At 72.3% G+C, this 21098-nt stretch carries 4 protein-coding genes; all 4 read left to right on the top strand.

What is annotated here, in order from left to right:
* Positions 1–57: 57 nt before the first annotated feature.
* From O7623_RS28210 to O7623_RS28225, 4 genes are read left to right on the top strand one after another with little or no spacing between them, the layout of a single operon-like run.
* Positions 58–360 carry a WXG100 family type VII secretion target gene (locus O7623_RS28210; RefSeq protein ID WP_282225965.1) on the top strand — a complete coding sequence of 101 codons (303 nt, stop codon included), beginning with the start codon at positions 58–60 and terminating at the stop codon, positions 358–360.
* A complete protein-coding gene (locus O7623_RS28215; protein WP_282225966.1) occupies positions 350–805 on the top strand; it encodes a WXG100 family type VII secretion target in 456 nt (151 codons plus the stop codon). The genes O7623_RS28210 and O7623_RS28215 overlap by 11 nt, the downstream gene beginning before the upstream one ends.
* Entirely contained in the window at positions 802–4944 is a 4143-nt protein-coding gene (gene eccCa / locus O7623_RS28220; protein WP_282225967.1) for a type VII secretion protein EccCa, read from the top strand. Before O7623_RS28215 ends, eccCa begins: the two co-directional genes overlap by 4 nt.
* Positions 4934–21097 (top strand): protein-glutamine glutaminase family protein, encoded by a 16164-nt coding sequence (locus O7623_RS28225; protein WP_282225968.1) that lies wholly within the window; start codon positions 4934–4936, stop codon positions 21095–21097. Before eccCa ends, O7623_RS28225 begins: the two co-directional genes overlap by 11 nt.
* Position 21098: the final 1 nt, after the last annotated feature.

The raw sequence follows: 21098 nt of genomic DNA on the forward strand, positions 1-21098 counted from the left end.
GAAGCATCACATAGGCGGATGTATCAGGTCAATAGCGCTTTCGTGGAGGTGTGTCGGATGCCAGAGATGACGTTCGCGGAGTTCCGGGTCGCCCTCGGCGAGCTCCAGGCGGCGATCGGCACCGTCGCGGCGGAGAAGACCCGGATCGACACCGCGCTGGCGGCGATCGGTGCCCAGTTCGCCGTGATCGATGCCGCCTGGGACGGGCCGGCCAGCGACTCGTTCATGGAGCTCAAGACCTGGTACGACGGGGTTTCCACCGAACTGTCCAGTGTGCTTGGCGACATGATCGACCGGATGCGCACCGCCGAGAGCAACTACCGGGCCGCCGAGACGGAGAACCAGAACAATGCCTCCTGAGATCGACTACGACGAACTGCAGGGCACGATCGCCATCGACCTGGGTGCGGTCCAGGCGGCGGCGACCACCCTGCAGAACGAGAGCAACACCATCGCCACCGGCCTACGCAACATCAGCAGCACCATCAGCGGACTGCGCCTCGGCTGGGCCGGATCCACCGCCGAACAGGTCGAGGCGTTCAGCAACCGGTGGCTCGCGGTCGCCACCGCGCTGTTCGGCACCGAGTCCGCGCACGGCGACGACGACCTCGACGCCAACGACGGCGTCCTCAACGTCATGGTCTCCGGTCTACGGGCGATCACCAGCGGCTGGAGCGGCACCGAGGAGGAGATCAAGAAGATCTTCGACGACGCCCGGGCCGGGCTCAGTGCCAGCGGCGAGGGCGCACCGACCAGCACTGCGGCCGACGCCGTCACCGCCGTCAACCAGGTCTTCCCCGGATGACCGCGGTCTCGTTCCACCGGCCGGCCCGCGCCTGGCCACCGGAGGTGGCCGTCGAGAAGGTGCAGATCCCCGCCCCGCCCCAGCAGGCGCAGGACTCCTCCGCCCAGGCCTGGCTCTACCTGCTCCTGCCGCTGCTCAGCAGCGTCTCGATGGGCGCCTACCTGGTCACCTTCGGCCGGATGTGGATGATCCTGCTGGGCGTCGGGTTCATCGTCGTCTCGGTCGGGGTCACCCTGCTCGTGCGCGGCCAGACCCAACGGCACGCCCGCCGGCAACGTGCCCGCCAACGCGCCCGCTATCAGCGGCACCTCACCGAGCTGCGGGCCCGTTCCCGCGAATCCGCTGTGGCTCAACGTGCCGCAGTCGCCTTCGCGCACCCGTCGCCGTACCGGCTCTGGTCCATCGCGGTCGGCCGCCGCCGGGTCTGGGAACGGCGGCCGACCGACCCCGACTTCCTGCACCTGCGCATCGGCACCGGCCGGGGCGACGCGGCACTGCGGTTGCAGCTCGCCGAGGCCAAGGATCCGACCGTCGACTACGACCGCTGGTCGCAGCGGGCCGCCCGACGCCTGGCGGCCGAAGCCGCCACCGTGCCCGGCCAACCCGCCTGGGTCGACCTGGCCCGGGTCGGCGTCCTCAGCGTCCTCGGCCCGACCGACCGCACCCGGGCCGCCGTGCGCGGCCTACTCACCCAGCTCGTCGTACTGCACGGCCCCGAAGAAGTACGCCTCGCGGTGCTCGCTGGCGACGAAGCCGCGTGGGGGTGGACCAAGTGGTTGCCGCACTGCCGCGACGGGGCCGCCGTGCTCGTCTCGCTGCACCTCGACGGCCTCTCCGACCTGCTCGAAGCCCGCCTGGAGACGATCCGCGCCGACCGGGCCGAACGCGCCGGTGCGCTCGCCCTGCGCCGTGGCCAACCCGCCGAGCGGCACCTGGTGGTGGTGCTGGACGGCTACGGACCACAGGCCGCCTTCGGTCGGCACCCGCTGGTCGAGACGATGCTCGCCGAATCCGGCCCCGAATCCGGCCTGCACGTGGTCTGCCTGGTCGCCCGGGAAGCCGACGAACCGGGCCGGGTCGACGCCCGGGCCCAACTGTCGACCGGCGGCGGCCTGACCCTGAGCAGCCGGACCGCCAACCTGGTCAGCGCCGTCAGCGACGCGGTGCCCGACGCCCCGGACGTCGCGCTCTGCGAGCAGACCGCCCGGGCGCTGACCCCGCTACGGGTCTTCGGCGACCGCGAACAGCTGCTGGCCCGCAGCGTCTCGCTGCCCGAGATGCTCGGCTGCCCGGAACTGAGCACCGTGGACCCGCCGGCGATGTGGCGGGCCGCCGACGACCCGGCCCTGCTGCGGGTGCCGATCGGCGTCACCGCCGACGGCGCCGACCTGGTGCTCGACCTGAAGGAGTCCGCCCAGGGCGGCGTCGGCCCGCACGGCCTGCTCGTCGGCGCCACCGGCTCCGGCAAGAGCGAACTGCTGCGTACGCTGGTTACCGGCCTGGCGCTGACCCACTCGCCGGAACACCTCGGCATGGTGCTGGTCGACTTCAAGGGCGGCGCGACCTTCGCCGGCGTCACCGGGCTGCCGCACGTCGCCGGCCTGATCACCAACCTCGCCGACGACACGGCCATGGTGGAACGCACCCGGCTGGCACTCATCGGCGAGCAGCAGCGCCGCCAGCAACTGCTGCGCGACGCCGGCAACGTCGACAACGTCCGCGAGTACCAGCTGCGCCGGGCGGCCGGCGGCACCGACCCGGCCGGGCGGCCCCTGGACCCGCTGCCGTACCTGATGATCGTCGTCGACGAGTTCGGCGAGCTGCTCACCCACCGCCCCGACTTCATCGCCCTGTTCGTGCAGATCGGCCGGCTCGGCCGCAGCCTCGGCATGCACCTGCTGCTGGCCAGCCAACGACTCGACGAAGGCAAACTGCGCGGGCTCGAATCCCACCTGTCGTACCGCATCGCGCTGCGGACCTTCAGCGCCACCGAGAGCCGGGCAGTGATCGGCACCCCCGACGCGTACCGGCTGCCGCCGATCCCCGGCTCGGCGTACTTCAAGGTCGGCGAGGCGGTCTACGAGCGCTTCCGGGTCGCCCACGTCTCCGCCCCATACCTGGCCGACGATCCGGACGCACCGGCGCCACGGGTCGTCGCGGTCGAACCGGTGCCGTTCGGGCTGCGTACCCCGGAGGACGCCAAACGGGCCGTCGCCGAAGCCGAGGCCGCCCAGCGCGACCCGGAGCCGGAGCCCACACCGGTGGCCGCGCCCGGTGCCGTCACCGAACTGCAGGTCATCGTCGAGCGGATCGTGCCGTACGGGCCGGCGGTGCACCAGGTGTGGCTGCCGCCGCTGCCGCCGGTCGTCGAACTCGACGCGCTCTTCGGCGAGCTCGTCCACGACCCGGTACGCGGCTACCACGCGCCCGGCTGGCCGCAGGGCCAGCTGCGGTTCCCGATCGGCGTGGTCGACCTGCCCGACCGGCAGGAACAACGGGTGATGGCGATGCGCATCGACGACGCCGGCGGGCACATCGCCGTCGTCGGCGCACCGCAGACCGGCAAGAGCACCCTGCTGCGCACCGCGATCCTCGCCGCGATGCTCTCGCACACCCCGGCCGAACTGCAGTTCACCGCGATCGACTTCGGCGGCGGCACCCTCGGGCCGCTGGCCGGCGCGCCGCACGTCACCGGCGTCGCGGTGCGCACCGACCCGGAGCGGGTCCGCCGCGCCCTCGCCGTCGCCCACCAGCTGCTCGTCGCCCGGGAACGACTCTTCGCCGACCTCGGCATCGACAGCGTCGCCGAGTTCCGCCGCCGCCGCGACGCCGGCGAACTGCCGCCGGGCACCGACGCCGCCGACCACGTCCTCGTCATCGACAACTGGGCGGCGCTGCGCGGCGCGGTCGACACCGCCGACGCCACCATCCTGGACATCTCCGCCCGTGGCCTTGGCGTCGGTGTGCACCTGCTGCTGACCGCCAACCGGTGGGCGGAGCTCCGAATCAATCTGCGGGACAACATCGGCGGCCGGCTGGAGCTGCGGCTCAACGAGCCGGGCGAGTCGGAGATCTCCCGGGCCGCCGCCCGTGGTCTGGTCAGCCGGGTCGCCGGTCGCGGCATCAGCCCACCGGGCAACCTGTTCCAGACCGCCGTACCCCGCTTGGACGGTGTCACCGCCGTCGAGGGTCTCGCCGCCGCGCAGCAGTCAGCCGTCGCCGAGCTCGCCGCCGGCTGGACCGGCCCGGCCGCCAGCGAGCTGCGGGCGTTGCCGCAGTCGGTCACGGTCGCCGACCTCGACGCCGCGCTCGCCCGGCTGCCCCGACCACCCGCCGGCATCCCGATCGGGCTGCGCGAGCACGATCTGGGTCCGGCGACCGTACGTCTTGCACCGGCCGAGCCGTACTTTCTGGTGCTCGGTGATTCCGGAGCAGGCAAGACGTCGTTCCTGCGGGCCTGGCTGCGGCAGGTCGCCGCGCACCGGACCCCGGAACAGGTCCGCTTCCTGCTGCTGGACTACCGGGGCGGGCTGACCGACGCGGTGCCCGAGCCGTACATCGGCGCCCGGGCCGGAAACTCCGACCACGCCGCCGCCTACCTGGGACAACTGGCCGCGACGTTGGCGCAGCGGCGACCACCGGCGGACCTGACCACCGCGCAACGGCGGGCCCGCACCTGGTGGACCGGACCGGAGCTGTGCGTCGTCGCCGACGACTACGACCTGGTCGCCGGCGCGAACGGCCGGGGCCCGCTGACCGCGCTGACCGACCTGCTCGGCCAGGCCAGCGATCTCGGGCTGCGGATCGTTCTGGCCCGACGGGTCGCCGGGGTCTCCCGGGCGTTGATGACCGACCCGATCCTGTCGCGGCTGCGTGAGTACGGCGCCGGTGGGCTGATCCTCTCCGGCGACCCCCGCGAAGGCGCGCTGCTCGGCGACCAGCGGGCAGCCCGGCGCGACCCCGGTCGGGGCACGCTGATCGTGCGCGGCCAGCCGCCCCAGGTCATTCAGGCCGTCCACGACCCGTCCGAGGACGACCCGTCCCACGACGACCTGCCCGACGATCATCCGCCCGGCGACGATCAGGCTGGTGTCGTCGTCGCCGACGAGTCCGGCAACGGAGGCACCGGTGGCCATTGAGTTCGACACCGAGCCGATCCGGGCGCTCGCCCGGGAATGGATGAACACCGGCGACACGCTGTACCGCGAGACGTTCGCCATGGCCTACACCGTCATCGGCATGACGTCCAGCTGGCAGGGGCCGGCGTCGGCGTCGGCCCGGCAGTTGTTCTTCGACTCCGGTGGTGGCCCGTCGGTCTGGCAGACCATGCACCAGGCGTGTATCTCGGCCTGGGAGATCGGTTACGCGTTGGCTGACTACGCCGACGAGATCGACCGGGCGTTGGCCGAGGCCCGCCGGGCCCAGGTGGTGATGGCGCTCATCGCGGTCTTCTCGGTGATCATCGAGGCGGCGCTGTTCGGAGCCGGTGCCCTGCTGAGCCGGCTGCTCGCCTTCGCCGCCCGGATCCTGGCCCGGGTCGAGGACCTGGTCAGCCAGATCCGTTTCATGCCGACGATCGTCAACTTCACCCGGGCCGGCACGATCGGCGCCACCACCTCGGTCGCCTCCGAGCTGACCGCTCAGGTGATCGCCACCCGGATCATGGACGTCCCGTTGGTGATCGACGGTCGCGACGTCGGACTTACCGCCGGGCTCGGCTTCTGGATGGGCGGCGCCTTCGCCCTGCCCGACCCGCCGTCGACCTTCAGACCGAGAGCCGCGCCGACCCCCGCACCGGGCCCCACGCCCACGCCGCTACCCGGCCCGGTGCCGACCCCGATGCCGAGTCCGTCGCTGCTGACCAGCAACGCGGTCACCGACTCACCGACGACCCTCAATCCGATCAGGACTCCGGTCGGCGAGATCGTCACCCCGCCCGCCACCGGCCGTACCGTCGGTGGCGGGTCGACGATCCCGACAGCGGTGGGCCGGCCCGAGGTGCACCGGCCGACCAACACGCCGCAGTTCGATCCGGGCGAAGCGGCGACCGGGCCGCGTCCTGAAAGCCCGACCCCACAGACCGCCGCCACCCGTGACGCCTCGGCCAGCGATGAGCTGATCCCGCCGGTGAGCCGGGCCGCTTCGCCGGACCTGCCACAGCCCGCGAGTCGGACCCTGCCGCTGGACTCGCCGACGCCCCGACCGGTTGTCGAGACTCCGTCGTCGGCTGCATCCCGACCGAGCTCGGACGGATCCTCGCCGGGGTCCTCGGCCCGGCCGCTGCTCGACACTCCGTCGTCGACAGCCTCTCAGCAGGCCGGCACCCCGTCGTTCGACCCGCACCGCACGTGGAAGCCGCCGGTTTTGGAGAGGCCGGCACCGCTGGTGCACATGGAAATTCCATCCTCGACCGGGCCGGTGGTTGAAACTGCGTCGCCGGCTGGGTCCCGGCCGATTCTGGACGGGTCTTCCACTGGTTCGGCCCAGCCGTTGCCCAATAGTCCGGCATCGCGGACGAACATCGAACTTTCGTCGTGGCCCCGACCCTCGCTGGAGTTGCCGTCGACCGTCCCGGTGCGTGCGTCGCTCGAGCCATTGGGGCCGGCCAACCTGACGTCCTCGCCGTCCGGCCTTGCGGCATCGCCGTCTGCTCTTGCGTCCTCGTCGTCCGGCCTTGCGCCGACCCCGGCCCGGTTCGGCGCGGAGCCAGCGTCAAGCCCGGCGGGCGTCCGTACACCCGAGCCATCATTCATCCGTACGGATACCAACCGCACGGCGACGGACCGCACGGCGACGGACCGCACGGCCGTCGACCGCACGGCGACGGACCGGTCTGACACCGACCACACGGCGGCCGAGGGCGCGGACTCCCTCGTCCGGGATCCGTACCAGCTGCTCGAACAGTTGTCGGCGCCGACCGCTACGTCCCGTACCACCACCGGCGGTGAATTGCCGGAAATGCCGGCCGCGCCAACCCGGATTCCGGTCAAGGTGGACGCGGATGCCTGGTGGGACGGGAGAATGGCCGACCTGTTGGAGGCGGTGCCGCCCACGGACCGACCTGACTGGATCCGGCGGCTGAACCACGACGACCCCGAGGTGTCCGGTGCGGCCCTCGATCACCTCAGGATGCTCGAGCAGCGGCGGGTTGTCGCTGTCGAAGCCGCCCAGGAAGCGGCGCTCCGCAACCGGCTGGCCGAGCTCGCCGGATCCAAGCCGCCGCCGATGCCGGAGCCCCGGTTCGGCTACCAGCCGACCCGCGCAGACGCGGTGAACATCACCGAGGCCCAGGCCAGCAGCTGGGACCAGGCGTGGAACTCGGCTGAACGCAGCGGCGACCTCCTGCGGATCAGACAGGTCGAGCAGAACATCCGGGATCAGGGCTGGGAACGGGAGCCCGTCGATGGCGACCCGGAGGCGACCCGACAGCAACTCGACCGCATATCGCCGACGCCGCAGTTCAGGTTCGACGACGCCTGGGGTGAGGCTGCGGCCAGGGAGGCCCGCGCCGTCGGGATGCCCGACGCCGACATCACCACCTACCTGGACCGGATCCGTCAGGCCAGGGTCGGCGAGCGGGCGAACCTGGTGACTGCGGTCGCCGACTTCGAAGCGGCGGTGGGCCGGCACGCCGGGATGCCGGAGCCGGACATCACCGCGCACCGTGCCCGGATCGACGAACTCGTCGGCGGCCGGCGGTTCGACGACGCTTTCGACCAGGTCCAGACCTTCCATGAGGCCGTGGGCGGCCACCGCGAGACGCGGGTCCTGGAGATCCATGTCGAACAGTCGCGCCGCGACCGCGCGTTGGAAGCCGGGATGTCCGAGACCCGGTACCGGCAGCTGCGTGACGACATCGACCAGGCTGTTGCCGACGGCGACCAGCAACGGGGCACCCAGGCCCTGGATCGGATGACTGCCGAGATCAACGCGCTGAGTGATCGCCGCGCCCAACGGGACTTGGAGGTTCGTCTCGAGCAGTGGCGTCATGACCGCGCGTTGGAAGCTGGAATGTCTGAGACCCGGTACCGGCAGCTGCGTGACGACATCGACCAGGCTGATGCCGTCGGCGACCAGCAGCGGGCCGACCAGGCCCTGGAGCGGATGCAAGCCGAGATCGGCGCGCTTGACAAGCGCCGCCACGAACTGGCCGCTGCCCGGGCCGACGAGGAGTTCAGCCAACTCGAACAGCGCCTGGAGAGGCTGAGGGAACCCACCGACGAGCAACCGGCGGCCTCCGCCCGCAACGAGCGCGCCAACGAGAGCCCCGACGAGGGCGAACCGGTCGACCCGGCGCTACAGCAGCAGCTCGAAGCGATGAGGGTGCCCGTCCACCTTGCGCCCGAGGCGCCCGCGCGCTACCTGCCGTCGGTGCCGCGGGACGACAGCGGTGGAGCCGGGGGGTCCGCCCCGGTCGATCGAACGCTCGCCGAACGGCTGCAGGCGCTGCGTACCAGCTCGCCTGATCCGTCGTCGACCGCCGGTCGGACCGACGGAGCGCAACCGGCGGAATCCGCGCCACCGGGCGGTGGCACGCAACGCGACCCGGCCGGATCGGCGTCGAGCGACCAGCTGGATCTGTCGAGTACCCCCAACGCCGCATCGCTGCGCCCCGACCGGCCGGAATCGGCCGTCGCCAGCGAGAACCCCCGCCGGGTGACCCCAGGCTCAGAGACCATGGTGGCCATCCGTTCGCGAGATGAACCGCTCGCCGTGAACACACCGGAACAGCACACGCGGCCGATCCGCGATGCTGACTGGCGTCCAGCCTCCGACCGTTACATCGAGATAGTTCGTGCAGCCGAGCGGTCCCACGCCGCTGGGTTGAGCACCGGCGCAAGACCCGCCGAGGCGGTACTTGACCGGGCGCCGGTCGACAACCGCCTGGCCGGGGCCCCTGCCGTCGACGGTGACCTGCTGGATCTGCTCAAGCCGGTGGCCCGAGAGCAGGTGTCGGCTCCGAATCCGCAGGCCCTGTACGACCGGTTCTTCGATGATGTGCTGGAGGCGGTGCCGCCAGCGGATCGTCCTGGCTGGATCGAGCGGTTGCGCAGCGGCGACCGGGAGGTCGTCGACCAGGCTCTACTGGACCTGGAGGCGCTGACCGTCGAGCGGGGGTCGGTGGTCGAGCCGGCCGAGGTCGTGCCGAATCCGCCGACCCGGACCGCCTCCCTGGACCTGCCGCAGCCCACCGGACCGATGCCCGAGCTGGTCAGGCAGGCGCTGGCTCCGGAGCTGGACCGGCGGCTCGAGGTGGCGGTGCTGCGGACCGAGTACGACCTGGGGGTCAGCCTGAACCCGGTGACGGTTGCCACCGTCACCTCATGGGCGTACAGCGCCGGTCTGCTCGCCACCCAGCAGGTGTGGCAGGGACACCAGCCACAGCCCGAGGACGCCCGCTGGGCCCGGTGGCAGGCCGAGCTGGATCAGATCGGTGAGCAGCTGGACGGGCGGCTGGTTGCCGATTGGCGGCGGCAGCAGCAGGAGATCTGGGCGGCGGAGTCGTTCCACCGGGTGCTGAGGGCCGTCGCCGGCGACGCGGACATCGCGTCGGTCATCAGCGCGGTGGACGTGCAGCAGATCGGGCTGCGTTTCCGCGCCGACCACCTCGCCGAGTACGGCGGGGATCCGACGACGCCGCCGGACGTCTTCACCGAAACCCTGCGTGACCTGCTGGAGCCGCCGCACACGCGGTTGTCCGACGAGGAGCGGGACGCCGCCTGGGAGCGGACCACCAGTGAGTTGCGAGATCAGTTCGTCCGGCGGGTACGGGCCGCCGAGACGGTCGAGCAGCAGCGTCCCGACCTCAGCGAGGCCATTGCCGCCGAGCTCGACCGCGCGGCCCGGGACGCCGCGACCCGCCACGCCCTGGGTGACCCCGACGAGACACCGGCGGTCACGACTGGTCGGACGGTGCTGGACGAGTACCTGGCGCAGGCGAACCAGGCGTACGACCAGGTGTGGGCACCGGTGGTGGCAGCCGGTGCGCGCAACTTCGACGACAGCTACCTGCAGGCCGACCGGCACTGGTCGGCCACTCGGACCGCTCTGTTGCGCGAGGTCTACGAACAGGAACTGATCCGGGCGGAGTTCGCGCGGTACGAGGCGGCGCTGCGCGCTGCGGTGAATACGGCGACCACCCGAGGGCTGGGTGCCGCTGAGATCGAGGCCGGCATCGTCGCGTTCCCCGCCGACGTCGCGGCGATGGTACGGACCCAGCTCGCCGCGCCACAGCCGTTCCTGCCGATGCGTGCCGACCGGTGGCGCGACGGTGAGCAGCAGCTACGGGCGCACCTGGACGATCATTTCGCGGCATCGGGCAGCCTCGGATCCGACCGCCGCCGCACGGACACCACCAGCGCGACCGCCACCGCCACCGACGACGGTATGTCCATAGCGGACACGACCGGGCCGGCGTCGGAGGCGTTCGCGCGTGGCGCGCAGGCCCGGGTGACCGCGACGGTCGCCGCCGTCGACGCTGAGGTCAAACGGATAGCTGCCGACGTCACCGCAGATCCAACGGTACGCACGGCGGCAGCGACAGCGGAGACGTTCGGACCCGTACTGATGGAGTTGCTGCGCGGCGAGGTGACGGTCGCCCGGTCCCGCGCCGAACGCGGTGCCTTCACCGACGCCGCAGTCCGGGCCGCGATGGCCGATCTCGACGCGGCGCTCGACGCCGTCACCGGTGACCTGCCCCGGCTGCTGCGCCATGCCGACGCGCTGCGCGCCGAGTTGCAGGCCGCCCGCGACGACTTCGCCGCGCTGGCCGCCGGTCGCTCCCTGCCCCCAGCGGTGGCCCGCACCCTGCGGGCCGAGTACGGCCAGGCCCGACTGACCGGCTACGAACGGTTGTACGGCGGCCGCCAGGTCGGGCTGCTCCGGCCGCTGAGCGCCACGGCGCTCGACCAACTGGCCCGCCGGGCCGACGGGACCGTCGCGCCGGTGCTGCTGCGGGCGTTGGGTCAGCTGACGCCGTGGGCGCACGGGCTCGCCGAGTGCGGGCCTCGGGTCCTCGAGGTGGTGCACCGGTTGTCGGTACGGCCGGGGACCGGTCCGGCGCGGGCGGTCGACGACGGTGCCGGCGAGCGCACCGTCGACCGGCTCGGGCAGCTGCTGGGCGGCCGGTTCCGGGACTCGTGGGCGGGCACCCTCGCCGAGCTGCGGCCCGGCGCGGTCACGGTCGTCTGGCTCGACCCGGCCAACGACCACGCTCACCTCGTGCTGGTCCAGCGGCTACCGGACGGGCAGCTGGTGGCGGCCGAGACCCTGATCGACGGCGTACCGGCGTACCAGTTGGCGCCGCTGGCCGATCCGGAAGTGCTGGGTCGGGTCCGGCTGCCGCTCGACGCGGCCGGCGGGCTGGCGCAACTCACGCTCGACGCTTCGGCCCTGCCCCTCGGCGGTGTTTCGACCGCGCCCGGTGGATCCCGGTCGGCGGTGGCCGCGACTACGGGCGCGGACCGTAACGTGCGGGTCGACGCGTTGCTCGACCCCGGCGGCGTCACTCCGGGGATGCTCTTTGAGAAATGGAAACGATTCCTCGGCGGGCACACGGCCCAGCAACCTCCGATCGACCTGCCTCCGACCGTGGCGCGTTGGCAGGACCTGACCGTGCTCGACGCGATCCACCGGGCGATGAACGGCGACGGCGTGCAGGTCGCTGCCCGACGCCGTACCGAACTGTTCGCCGCCGTCGCTGACGGGCGGGCCAGCCGGGACGAGTACGTCGAGGCCGCCGGGGAGATCGCCCGGTACGCGGCGATCGTCGCGTTGCGGGAGGCGCAGCTGCGGGAACCGATGCTCAGGATGGCCGGCTGGGTCACCGGCCGGCCGGGTCTGACCGGGGCGCGGCAGCGTGCGCTGCGGCTGGCCGCCGAGGCCGCCGTGACCGTCGAGCGGCTACCGGCCTGGCAACAGGCGATCGACCAGGCGGTGCGCCAGGCCCGCGACGAGGCGGCGGCCGAGGCGTCCGACGGTGTTCCCGCAACGCTGCCGGCCCGGATCGCTGCCGCGACAGCCGACCGCGAGGTGATCGCCCACGACCTGGCGGTGGTCTGGGACCGGCGGGCCGAGCTGCACGAGCGGATCACCGTCGTGCGCGGGCAACCACAGCGGGTCGGCGACTGGTTGGTGCTGCGGCCGTCCACCGACGACGTCACCGGGTCGCCGGCCCAGTTCGCGCAGGCCGTCCTGCGTGCGGCCGACTACCAGGGCGTGCTGGTCGACGAGGCCGCGGTGGCGGCCGTACGGGAGGTGGCCGCGCGGCCACCGGAGCCCGTCGGTGACCTGCCGGTGCCCACGGTGGAGGAGCTGATCGCAGCCGCTGCCGGGGTCCGACTCCAGGTGCACGAGCTCGCCGGTCACGGCGGTGTCGCCGGGCAGGCGTCGTCGACATGGTACGGGCCGGCCGCCGGCACGCCACTGGTGATCGCCCGCCAGGCCGGAAACTGGCGGGCGGTGGTGCGCGACGTCGCCCCCACGCTGGCGGCGGAGAACGTGCCGTGGCATGTCGAGCGCGGTGCGCTCGGCCAGTCCGCGGTGATCGCCGCGGACTGGCCCGACCCGGCCGGTACGGCGAGGCTGATGGTCGCCCAGCGGCTCAACGGCGACGCGTTCCCTGCGCACCTGCAGCCGGTGACGCGTCAGGCGGACTTCCTTGCCGGGCTCGAGGAGCAGCTCAGGGTGATCCTCTCCGGCGGCCAGGTACGGTCGACCGCCACGACCGCCACGACCGCCACGACCGCCACGACCGCCAACGCCGGGAGCGCCACCGCCGACGCCGGCAGCGCCACCGCGGGTGCCGAGGTGGACCAACGCGTCCTCGACGAACAGCAGCGGGCCCGCCTGCAGTACTGGGACGACCTGCTGCAGACCGGGGTCACCGTGGAGATCGCCGACACGCTGGTCTGGCTCCGGCTGCGCCCGCGTGAACTGGTCACGCGGGTCGCCGCCGGGCAGTCCGGGGCGAAGCGGTTCGCCGTGTCGTTCGCGAGCTCGTCGGTCAGCGACTCGACCGACCAGGGCGCGGACCGGTCGCTGGCCGACACGGGCGTCGAGATGCTGGCCGGGCTGGCCGCGACCAGCATCTCCCGGCTGTTCGGGTCGCTGCCCCAGCTGACCTATCGCACCAGCCATAAGTGGAGCGAATCGACCAGCAGCAAGTTGATCTCGGGCCGGAAACTGTTCGGCGGTGACCTCACGGAGTTCGACGGCACCGTCGAGGTGGAAGTGTCGGTCGACGGGTATCTCGCCGGCAGCCTGCTGGTGCCGCCGGGCGACGGCGAGTTCGCCATCGCGTTTCCCCGCGCGTACGTGGCGGCCCCACGTCGACCGACGGACCTGGGTGCGGCCCAGACCAACAGCCAGGGCGGGCAGCCCGACCTGTCACGTGCGGCGCGTCAGGTCGTCAACGCCATCGACGTGTCGGCGGCGGTGCGGGCCCTGCACCGGACTCTGCGCGCGGTCGCGTCGCTGCCGGTCGCCGACGCGGTGGCGATCGCTACCCTGATCACCAGGGATCCGCTCAACGAACGGGCGGTTCGCAACCGGAGCATCAACCTGATCGGCAACGGGATCACCATGGACGTCATCCACCGCCGTACCGGGCTGCTCTCCTCGGTCACGATGATCCCCCGGGTACGCCTGGTGCCGCAGCGGCTGCAGCACCTTTCGGACCCGGCCGGGTCGTTGCCGACGGTGGCCGGCCGGGAGGACCGTGGGGTGATCGGTGGTGCCACGCAGTCGCGTAGCGAGTCGACGACCCACGGGGTCGGTTTCGGGGTCGCCGGCCGAGGTGTCAAGCTGACCAAGGTCCCGGTGGCCGGGAACATCTCCGGGGGTGGCAAGCTGGAGTACGAGCGGGGGACGAGCAGCTCGCTCGACCTGACCGCCGGCAACCACACGGTGATCAACACGAAGGGTCCGCAGGAGCGGTACGCCGTACAGTTCCGGGTCGAGATCGACTTCCTGGGTACGTCGACCCGGATCGGCCCGGTCGTCGTCGGTGACCTGCCCGCCGAGCTGGGTGTGCCGGTGCACGACGACGAAGCCTTCCAGCGGCGGCTGCTCGGTCGCAGCCTGGCCGGCGAAGAACCACAGTGGATCGACCTGCGCCCGGATCCGGATCCGCAGCTGTCCGGCAACCTGACCGCGACCGAACTGGACGATCTGGTGGGGCCGCCACTGCCGCACGCCAGGCACCTTCGCGGACCGGCGGCGCCCACCGCCGTCGCGGGCGTACCGCTGTTGCTCGCCACCGGCCGTGGACACGGCGACACGATGCTGGTCACCTGGGCCGGCATCGAACGGGTCCGGCCGGCGGTGGCGCACCTGCTCGCCGAGGCGGAGCGGTCCCGTTTCCGGCCGGAGCGGGCGGCCAGGCTCGTCGACGACTGGGCGCGGGCGCATCAGTTGATGGACGCCGCCTTCAGCCAGGGCGCGTTGGAGGGCGACCCGGACCGGGTCTGGGCGGGCGCCCACCAGGCGTTCGAGATCTCCGGCGCGGTCTTCGACGTCGTCGTGACCGCCTATCCACGCCAGATCGACGACGCGACCGGGGCCGTGGACGAGATGAAGGTGAACACCAGGGCGCTGCGCGGACGTACGGTCGAAGGCGGCAGCTCGAGCGGTGTGACCGTGTCCGGGTCGATCGGTGGTCAGTTGATCATCGGCTCGGGGGAGGTCCGCGCCGTGGTCGGTCCGGAGATCTCCGCCAGCTACAGCCGGGCGACCGACCAGTCGCAGACCAGTTCCATGTCGGAGTACATCCGATCGGAATTCACCACCCACCGTACCGTCGAGGTCGAAACGGTCGTCACGATCGCGGTCACGGAGCGCGGCACGGAGCCGGGCCGCTTCACCACCGTCCGACGACTCACCGGTGACCGGATCGTCGAGACGGTGGCGATTCCGCCCTACTACGCCCAGGACGAGCTCACCGTCGCGCCGTCGCTGCCGCGTTCCCCGGTGTCGGTCCTGGACCAGCGCGGGTTCGACGCGCTGGGCGCCGCGGCCACCCCGCTGGCCATGCACGGAACGGCCGGCGTCCGGGCGTTCTTCGGCAACGTCCCGGAGCTGACCGCCGTCGCCGCACGGCTGTGGGCCAGGGCGCACCATGTCAGGTCGGACCCGATGACCTGGTCGGCACCGCTGCGCCGGGTGGGCGACGGCGGGGAGCTGTCCGGTGCGCTGAGCGACCTGGTCAGCGGCCGGGGCTGGGTGGTGCCCCTCGGGCGCAGCGGCGACTCCGAATCGGTCGCGGTGGTCCGGATGGTGGTCCACCAGGTCCAGCGGACGTCCATGACGCTGGACGGCGAGATCGAGAAGTACTCGCAGACGGTGGTGCAGCTGGGCACCGGCCGCGACACGACAGTGAGCGGTGGGTTGTCCGGCGGCGGCGGCCTGCAGATCGACCTGCTGGGGGTCAGCAACAGCGACGACGGAGCGAGCGCCCGGCTGCTGGGCACCGGCGCGGGCGACGTGAAACTCTCCGGCGGTACGGCCACCAGCGAGCAGCGGGGCTGGACCAACATCACCCGGGAAACCGTCCGGGGTCCGCACTTCACCATCTCGGTCGCCTTCCAGATCGAGGTGCACCGGTGGAGCGTCAGCGCGCCGCAGTTGCCGCCGCACGTCGAAGGTCCGGCCTTCCTGTCGGTACGGGACGCGGCGGCGGTGCTGGTCGACAACCGGCTCGCCACGCTGCTGCGGCTGCCCGGCATGCCACCGGTGCCACCCGCGCAACTCACCCGGACCGTCGCGGACGTCGACGCGACGCGGGCATTCAGCCACGTCGAGCACATCCGCGCTCCGGGCGTGCTGACCGCGATCGAACAGCGGATGCGGCAGCTGCGACTCACCCTGGACCGTAACCCCCGGGAGGACCTGCTGCACCGGCAGGTGGCCGAGACCTTCGCCGAGGACCGGCTGGCGCTGCACCAGTTCGAGCTGTTCGGCACCGGTATGGTGCGCGGGTTCGCGGTGGTCGACGGCAGCCGGACCGGACTGTTGATCGTCACCGTCCGGGGTCGGGAGACCGGGACTGTCGCCAACCAGCCCAGATCAGACACCGACGGCACGTTCCGGGCCGAAGGGTTGCGGGGGACGACGACGGAATCCACCCGGGGGGTGACCACGGGACGCGGCTGGTCGTTCCGGGCGGCCGGCTCGGACGTCGACGGTGACGCCGGCGCGGTCACCGTGACCCGGCACACCGACCACGAGTCGACCGCCACCCAGGGCGAGACCACCTCCGGGAAGAGCATCGCCCGCCTGGACACCAAGTCCGGCGAGATGACGGAGTTCACGGCCAGGGCGGTGTTCGACGTCCACGCGGAGTTCTTCGACGTGTCGCGGAACCTGCTCAGCTACGCGGTCCGGCACGCCTTCGTACCACTGTGGAATCTCCTGGCGGAGCTGGGCCGGCAACTGGCGATCGGCGAAGCCACCCGGGCGGCCGGCCCACCGGCGTACGGCACGCTGCGCAGAATCACACCGACGGCGCTGACCCAGCCGATCACCGCCGCCGGTCGACCATCGGCGGCATGGTGGCGGCAGGTGACCGCTCCAGCGCCGACGGCGTCGATCCAGCCGCGGTGGTTGGCCCGCGATCAGGCCGCCGCGTCAGCGCCGGGCGCACACAACGCGGAGCTGCTGGCCGACGAGTCCGCCCAGCTGATGACCCTGCCAGCTGCGGCGACGATCACCGCCCTGGCGGGTACGGCCCTCGCGGCGGGCCAGGCTGGGCCGGCGGCTGGGGTGGTCGTCGCCGCTGAGCAGGTGCCGATGCTGACCCGGCTGGTGGCGAGCGAGTCCAGTCTGCGGCCACACCTGCGGGAGATGCTCGGACCGGACGGATTCGTGCTCCACGACGATCCGCGCCTGGCCGTACGGATCCAGGTGACCGCCGCGCACCAGCTCGTCGACCCGGACGGTAACCCGGTCGAGTTCCGGTCCAAGGCCCGGGTGTACACCCAGTCGACGACCGCGCCGAACGTCTCGCTCGCCACCGCCGACAACTCGAAGGCCTCCGCCACGATCGACGGGGGTGGCGGATATCCCAAGCCCAAACAGCTGCCGAGCGTCTGGCTGAGCCGCGTCGGCGGGTCGGGTACCCCTGGCGTCGGCCAGCAACGGTCCACCGAGCGCGGCAGCGCTCTGGACATGACCGACGAGCGCAACGCCGAACAGACCGCCACCTTCCGGCTGTACCGGCTCGACGCGACGGTGATCGTCACCCGGGCCGACGGCACCGCCCTCGTGCAGCACGTTCCCGCCGCCGCCACGATCGCCAGCACCCGGTCGGAGCCGATGCCGACGACGAGCACCCGCTTGATCGAGGTGGTCCCGACGCCGAAGACGCCGGCCGAGGCAGTGCTGGAATCCGTGCCGGAATCCGTGCCGGAATCGGAGTCTGCGCCGACGGCAATGGTCGGCGCCGCGACGCCTTCCGCCGCCCCGGCTCGGACCGTGCCGGACGACGACATGGTCGCCAGCGCGTCACCACGTGACGGGATGGCGGCCGCGACAGCGTCGGGTGAGGCGACGATAGCTAGTCCGAGCCGGGTCAGTGCTGCGGTGTCCGGTGAGCGTCCGGTCACCAGGACTGCCGCGCCGGTGGCGCGGTCAGACAGGTCCGTTCGACCTGTGCCGGCCCACACGGTCGGGCTGCAACACCAGGTCGACGCCGGCACCGGCCCGCTGCTCCAATGCCTGATCCGCGCCGCGATCGCCGCCGCGCCGTCGGTGGTGGCCGAGGTGGTGCCGAACGAACGCAGGGCCGATCTTGAGGCCATCGAACGAGACATGGCGCAACTGCGCGATCTCAAGATTGCTGACCAGCGGCTACGGATGAGCCCGCTGCGTCTGCCCGAGCACCGTACCCCGCAGCTGGAGCAGGTGACCAGGTCGCTGCAGCAGGCCATCGTCGCCCGGATCGAACGCAACGACGCCAGCGACGACGACTTCTTCGCCACCATCGGCCAACGCGGCCGGGGCGAATACGAGGAGCCGGTCCCCGCGGTCCGGGCGCGGTTGGCGAACGCGGTGCGAAGATGGGAACTGCAGGCCGAGGAGGGCGAGGAGTTCGTCCAACTGCTCGGTCTGGTGCTCGACCGGCGGGTTCTCGTCGCACAGGCAGGCGTCGGGAACCCGGCCACCGTCACCGTCGCCGCCGACCCGGTGAACTTCGGCTCGGTCACCGCCGCGACGCAGCCACCGGTGCTGCTGTTCTTCCAGCCACCGCTCGGCCCGTCCGCCGATGACCGGATCGGCCATTACCGGGCGTGGCTACCGCCAGCGGACGCGGGCCTCGCCGAGGCCATGCTGCCGCCGCCGGCTGCCGTCCTTGCCTCGGTCCCGGTCGGTTCCCGTGCCGATGCTGACCTGGCCGACATCGTCACCCACCTCGACCTGCCGGCCGGGATGCTCGGCGCGGTCACCCACGGGGTGGCCGGCCGACCGGCAATGGCGGGGCAGGCCGTCGACGATGTGGACGGATGGGTCGAGCAGACCATCGGGCAGCTGGAACGCCACGCCGGCGCGGCCGGTGTCGACGGGGTGGTGCTCGTCGGATGTGAACTCGGCGCCCCGCTCACACCGCCGGCGGTCGCGCCGAATTCCGCCGTACCGCCGGTCGTTGAGCAGCCGGTGACCGTACCACCTGTTGGTGAGCAGCCGTCGGTCGCACAGCGGCTGGCGGACCGGCTCGGTGCCCGCGACGGTGTCATCCGGCCGATGGTGCTGGCGTCGGCGGCACCGGTCTGGGTCTCCAGCGCCAGCGGCCGGCTGTTCAGCGGCGAAATGGTCGCCGGCGCCGACGGGACGCTGCGGCCCGGCAAACCCGAACCGCTGCTGGTGTTCCGGCCGAACAGCGAACCGGAACCGTACCAGAGCACCGAACCCGGCTGGCTGACCGATGTGGGCCCTGCCGATAGCGACGCCTGGATCCGGCTCATGCTCCGGACAGCGCCGAGGCCGCTGCCGGCGATACCCTCGCCGCCGACCGCACCGGTGACCGGGACCGCGCCGGGTCCGTCGCTACCCGACATTCTGGACCCGGTGCTCTACCAGACAGCCAGCGCGCCGGTCCCACAGTGGGCACGCGACACCCCGCAGACCCCACTTGACCCAGGTGCGGTGCTGCGCCGGCTGAACAGGGCCGTCGACGACCTGTTGACCAACCGACCGGGCGCTGCCGACCGGTTGCTTGGCGAGTTGTCCCGAATAACCGCCGATGCGGATCTGCTGCGGCGGGTCGACCACGACACCGGCGGACTGGCATACCTCGAGCACCGGCTGCCGACGAACGCCGAACTGAGGGCGCTGGTACGGGTCGTCACCGGACCGACGCCGCCCCTCGGACCACTGCACGGCGGGCATCTCGCCACCGTCCTCGATCAGGTCAACGGGCTTCTGGGGCAGTCGGACGTCACCGCGGCCGCCGAGCTGATCCAGATCCTCACCGTGTTGCGCCGGGAGCCGCTCGACATGGCCAGGGTCGCCGCCGCGTACCGCGAGCGGTACGGCGTGTGGGCCTTCGGCGAGCAGCTGTCTGCGCTGGCGGCGCAGCTACCCGAACCGTGGGGCGGTTATCTTCGGCACCTGTCCGACGACGGCAACCTCGATCTGCCGACCATCAGCCCGGCGGAGGCGGTCCGCGCGTACGCGATGCTGGTCGACGACGTCCGTGGCGTCACCGACGGCAGCGGAGTCTCGCCGGCTGGTGCCACCGCGCCGGAGGACGGCTGCGTGGCGGTGGCGCTGCGGGCCGGCACCCGGCTGGCCCGGTGGGGGATCAGCTCCCGGCAGGTCTTCCTGCACGGCGACGACCTGAGGATCACGTCCGTGGCGGCGGCCGGAGCCACCTGGCGGTCGCCGGCCGAGGTGCGGTGGCGGATGCACGTGGCACCGATGATCACAGTGGAACACCTGGGCCGACGATACGATGTGGTGCTCGACCTCGCGCTCGGCCCGCTCGGGATGAACGACTGGGCGAGCCGGATCGCCGCGTCGCCGCAACGGCCGACTCTGCTGACCGAGGCACAGGCGGCGGAGTTCACCAGAGCGTACGACGAATCCGGCGACGCCGCGCAGATCGTGCTCGCCGGGCCGTCGGCGCGATCGACGCGCAACGTGCTCTACACGATGCCCAGGGGCTTCGTCCTGACGATGAACCAGTCGCTGCCGGCTGTCGAGGTGCTCGGGTTCCTCGACGAGAGCACACCCGCTCCGCTCGGTGCCGGATACCGCGACGAGGAGCTCGGGCGGCTGCTGTTCCGGGACATCGACGCCGCGCTGCGGCTCAACGGGGCGACCGCGTTGTCCGATCCGGCGCTCGTCGAGTTGATCGACCGGCACCCTGGGCGGGCCATCGTTCTGGGTCCGCAGCCCGAGGCCGCGGTGGCCCAGCGGGACCGGCAGAGCGGTGACGTCCGCAGCCATCTGACCGCACTGTTCCCTCGCCTCGGCCCGGCCGGCCTGGCGCGCCTCGCGACGATCCTGCAGACCGCCATCGACCGTGCGCAGCCCGCCGGACCGCTGCTGACCGCAGGCGAGGCGAGTTCGGCGGCGGTGCTGGTCCGCCCTGCCGGGCCACCGCCGGTGACCACGACTGCGGTCACCGCCGTCGAGCTGTCCGGCTGGCTGTTGTGGCCGGCGAACCGGCCGGATCTGCTGGTGATCGCCCGGCCGGGTGATGCGGACCCGCAACTCAGTGGGGTCCTGCCGCAGCTGCGGTTGCCAGCGGGCGCGAGCGCTGTCGTGGTCCCGGCCCGCGACGGCGTGCCGGTGGTGTCCGGCCGCCCGGTCCCGGCGCGGGTCTTCGCCGACGCGGTCGGCGCGGCGCTGCGCAACCGGTACCCGACCGGCAACCGCGACGTCTATCTGGTCGCCAGCGGTCTGGCGGCACCGCCTGGCTCGCCTGCGGGGCCGCAGCCTGGTTCGCCCGAACCGGCGACGTCCGCCGCGCAGGCGCTCGCCGTCGCGGTCGGGCCGCGTCTGCGGATCTGGGCCGTACGCGGAGATCTCGCCATCAGCCAGTCGGGTGCGATGTGGACGGGCGTCCTTGGACCGGACTCGTTCGGGTTTCTGCGACCGCGCGCGACGGGCCGGTTCCAGCACGTGCCACCACCACGATCCGCCCCGGTGGCTCCGCGCGCGCTCGTCCCGCCGGCGGTGTCACCGACGGACGCCGGTCCGTGGACAGTGGCCGAGCCCGGACAGCATGCCAGGAGACCCTGGCAGGGGATGCCCGCCTGGACTCCCGGGCACGGCGACACCGACCGGCGATAGT

The organism is Solwaraspora sp. WMMD791 (assembly GCF_029581195.1).
Lineage (GTDB): Bacteria > Actinomycetota > Actinomycetes > Mycobacteriales > Micromonosporaceae > Micromonospora_E.

What these genes read in the sequence shown, in the direction of transcription:
- O7623_RS28210 (WP_282225965.1), top strand. Translation starts at nt 58, where the DNA reads ATGCCAGAGATGACGTTCGCGGAGTTCCGGGTCGCCCTCGGCGAGCTC.
- O7623_RS28215 (WP_282225966.1), top strand. Translation starts at nt 350, where the DNA reads ATGCCTCCTGAGATCGACTACGACGAACTGCAGGGCACGATCGCCATC.
- eccCa (WP_282225967.1), top strand. Translation starts at nt 802, where the DNA reads ATGACCGCGGTCTCGTTCCACCGGCCGGCCCGCGCCTGGCCACCGGAG.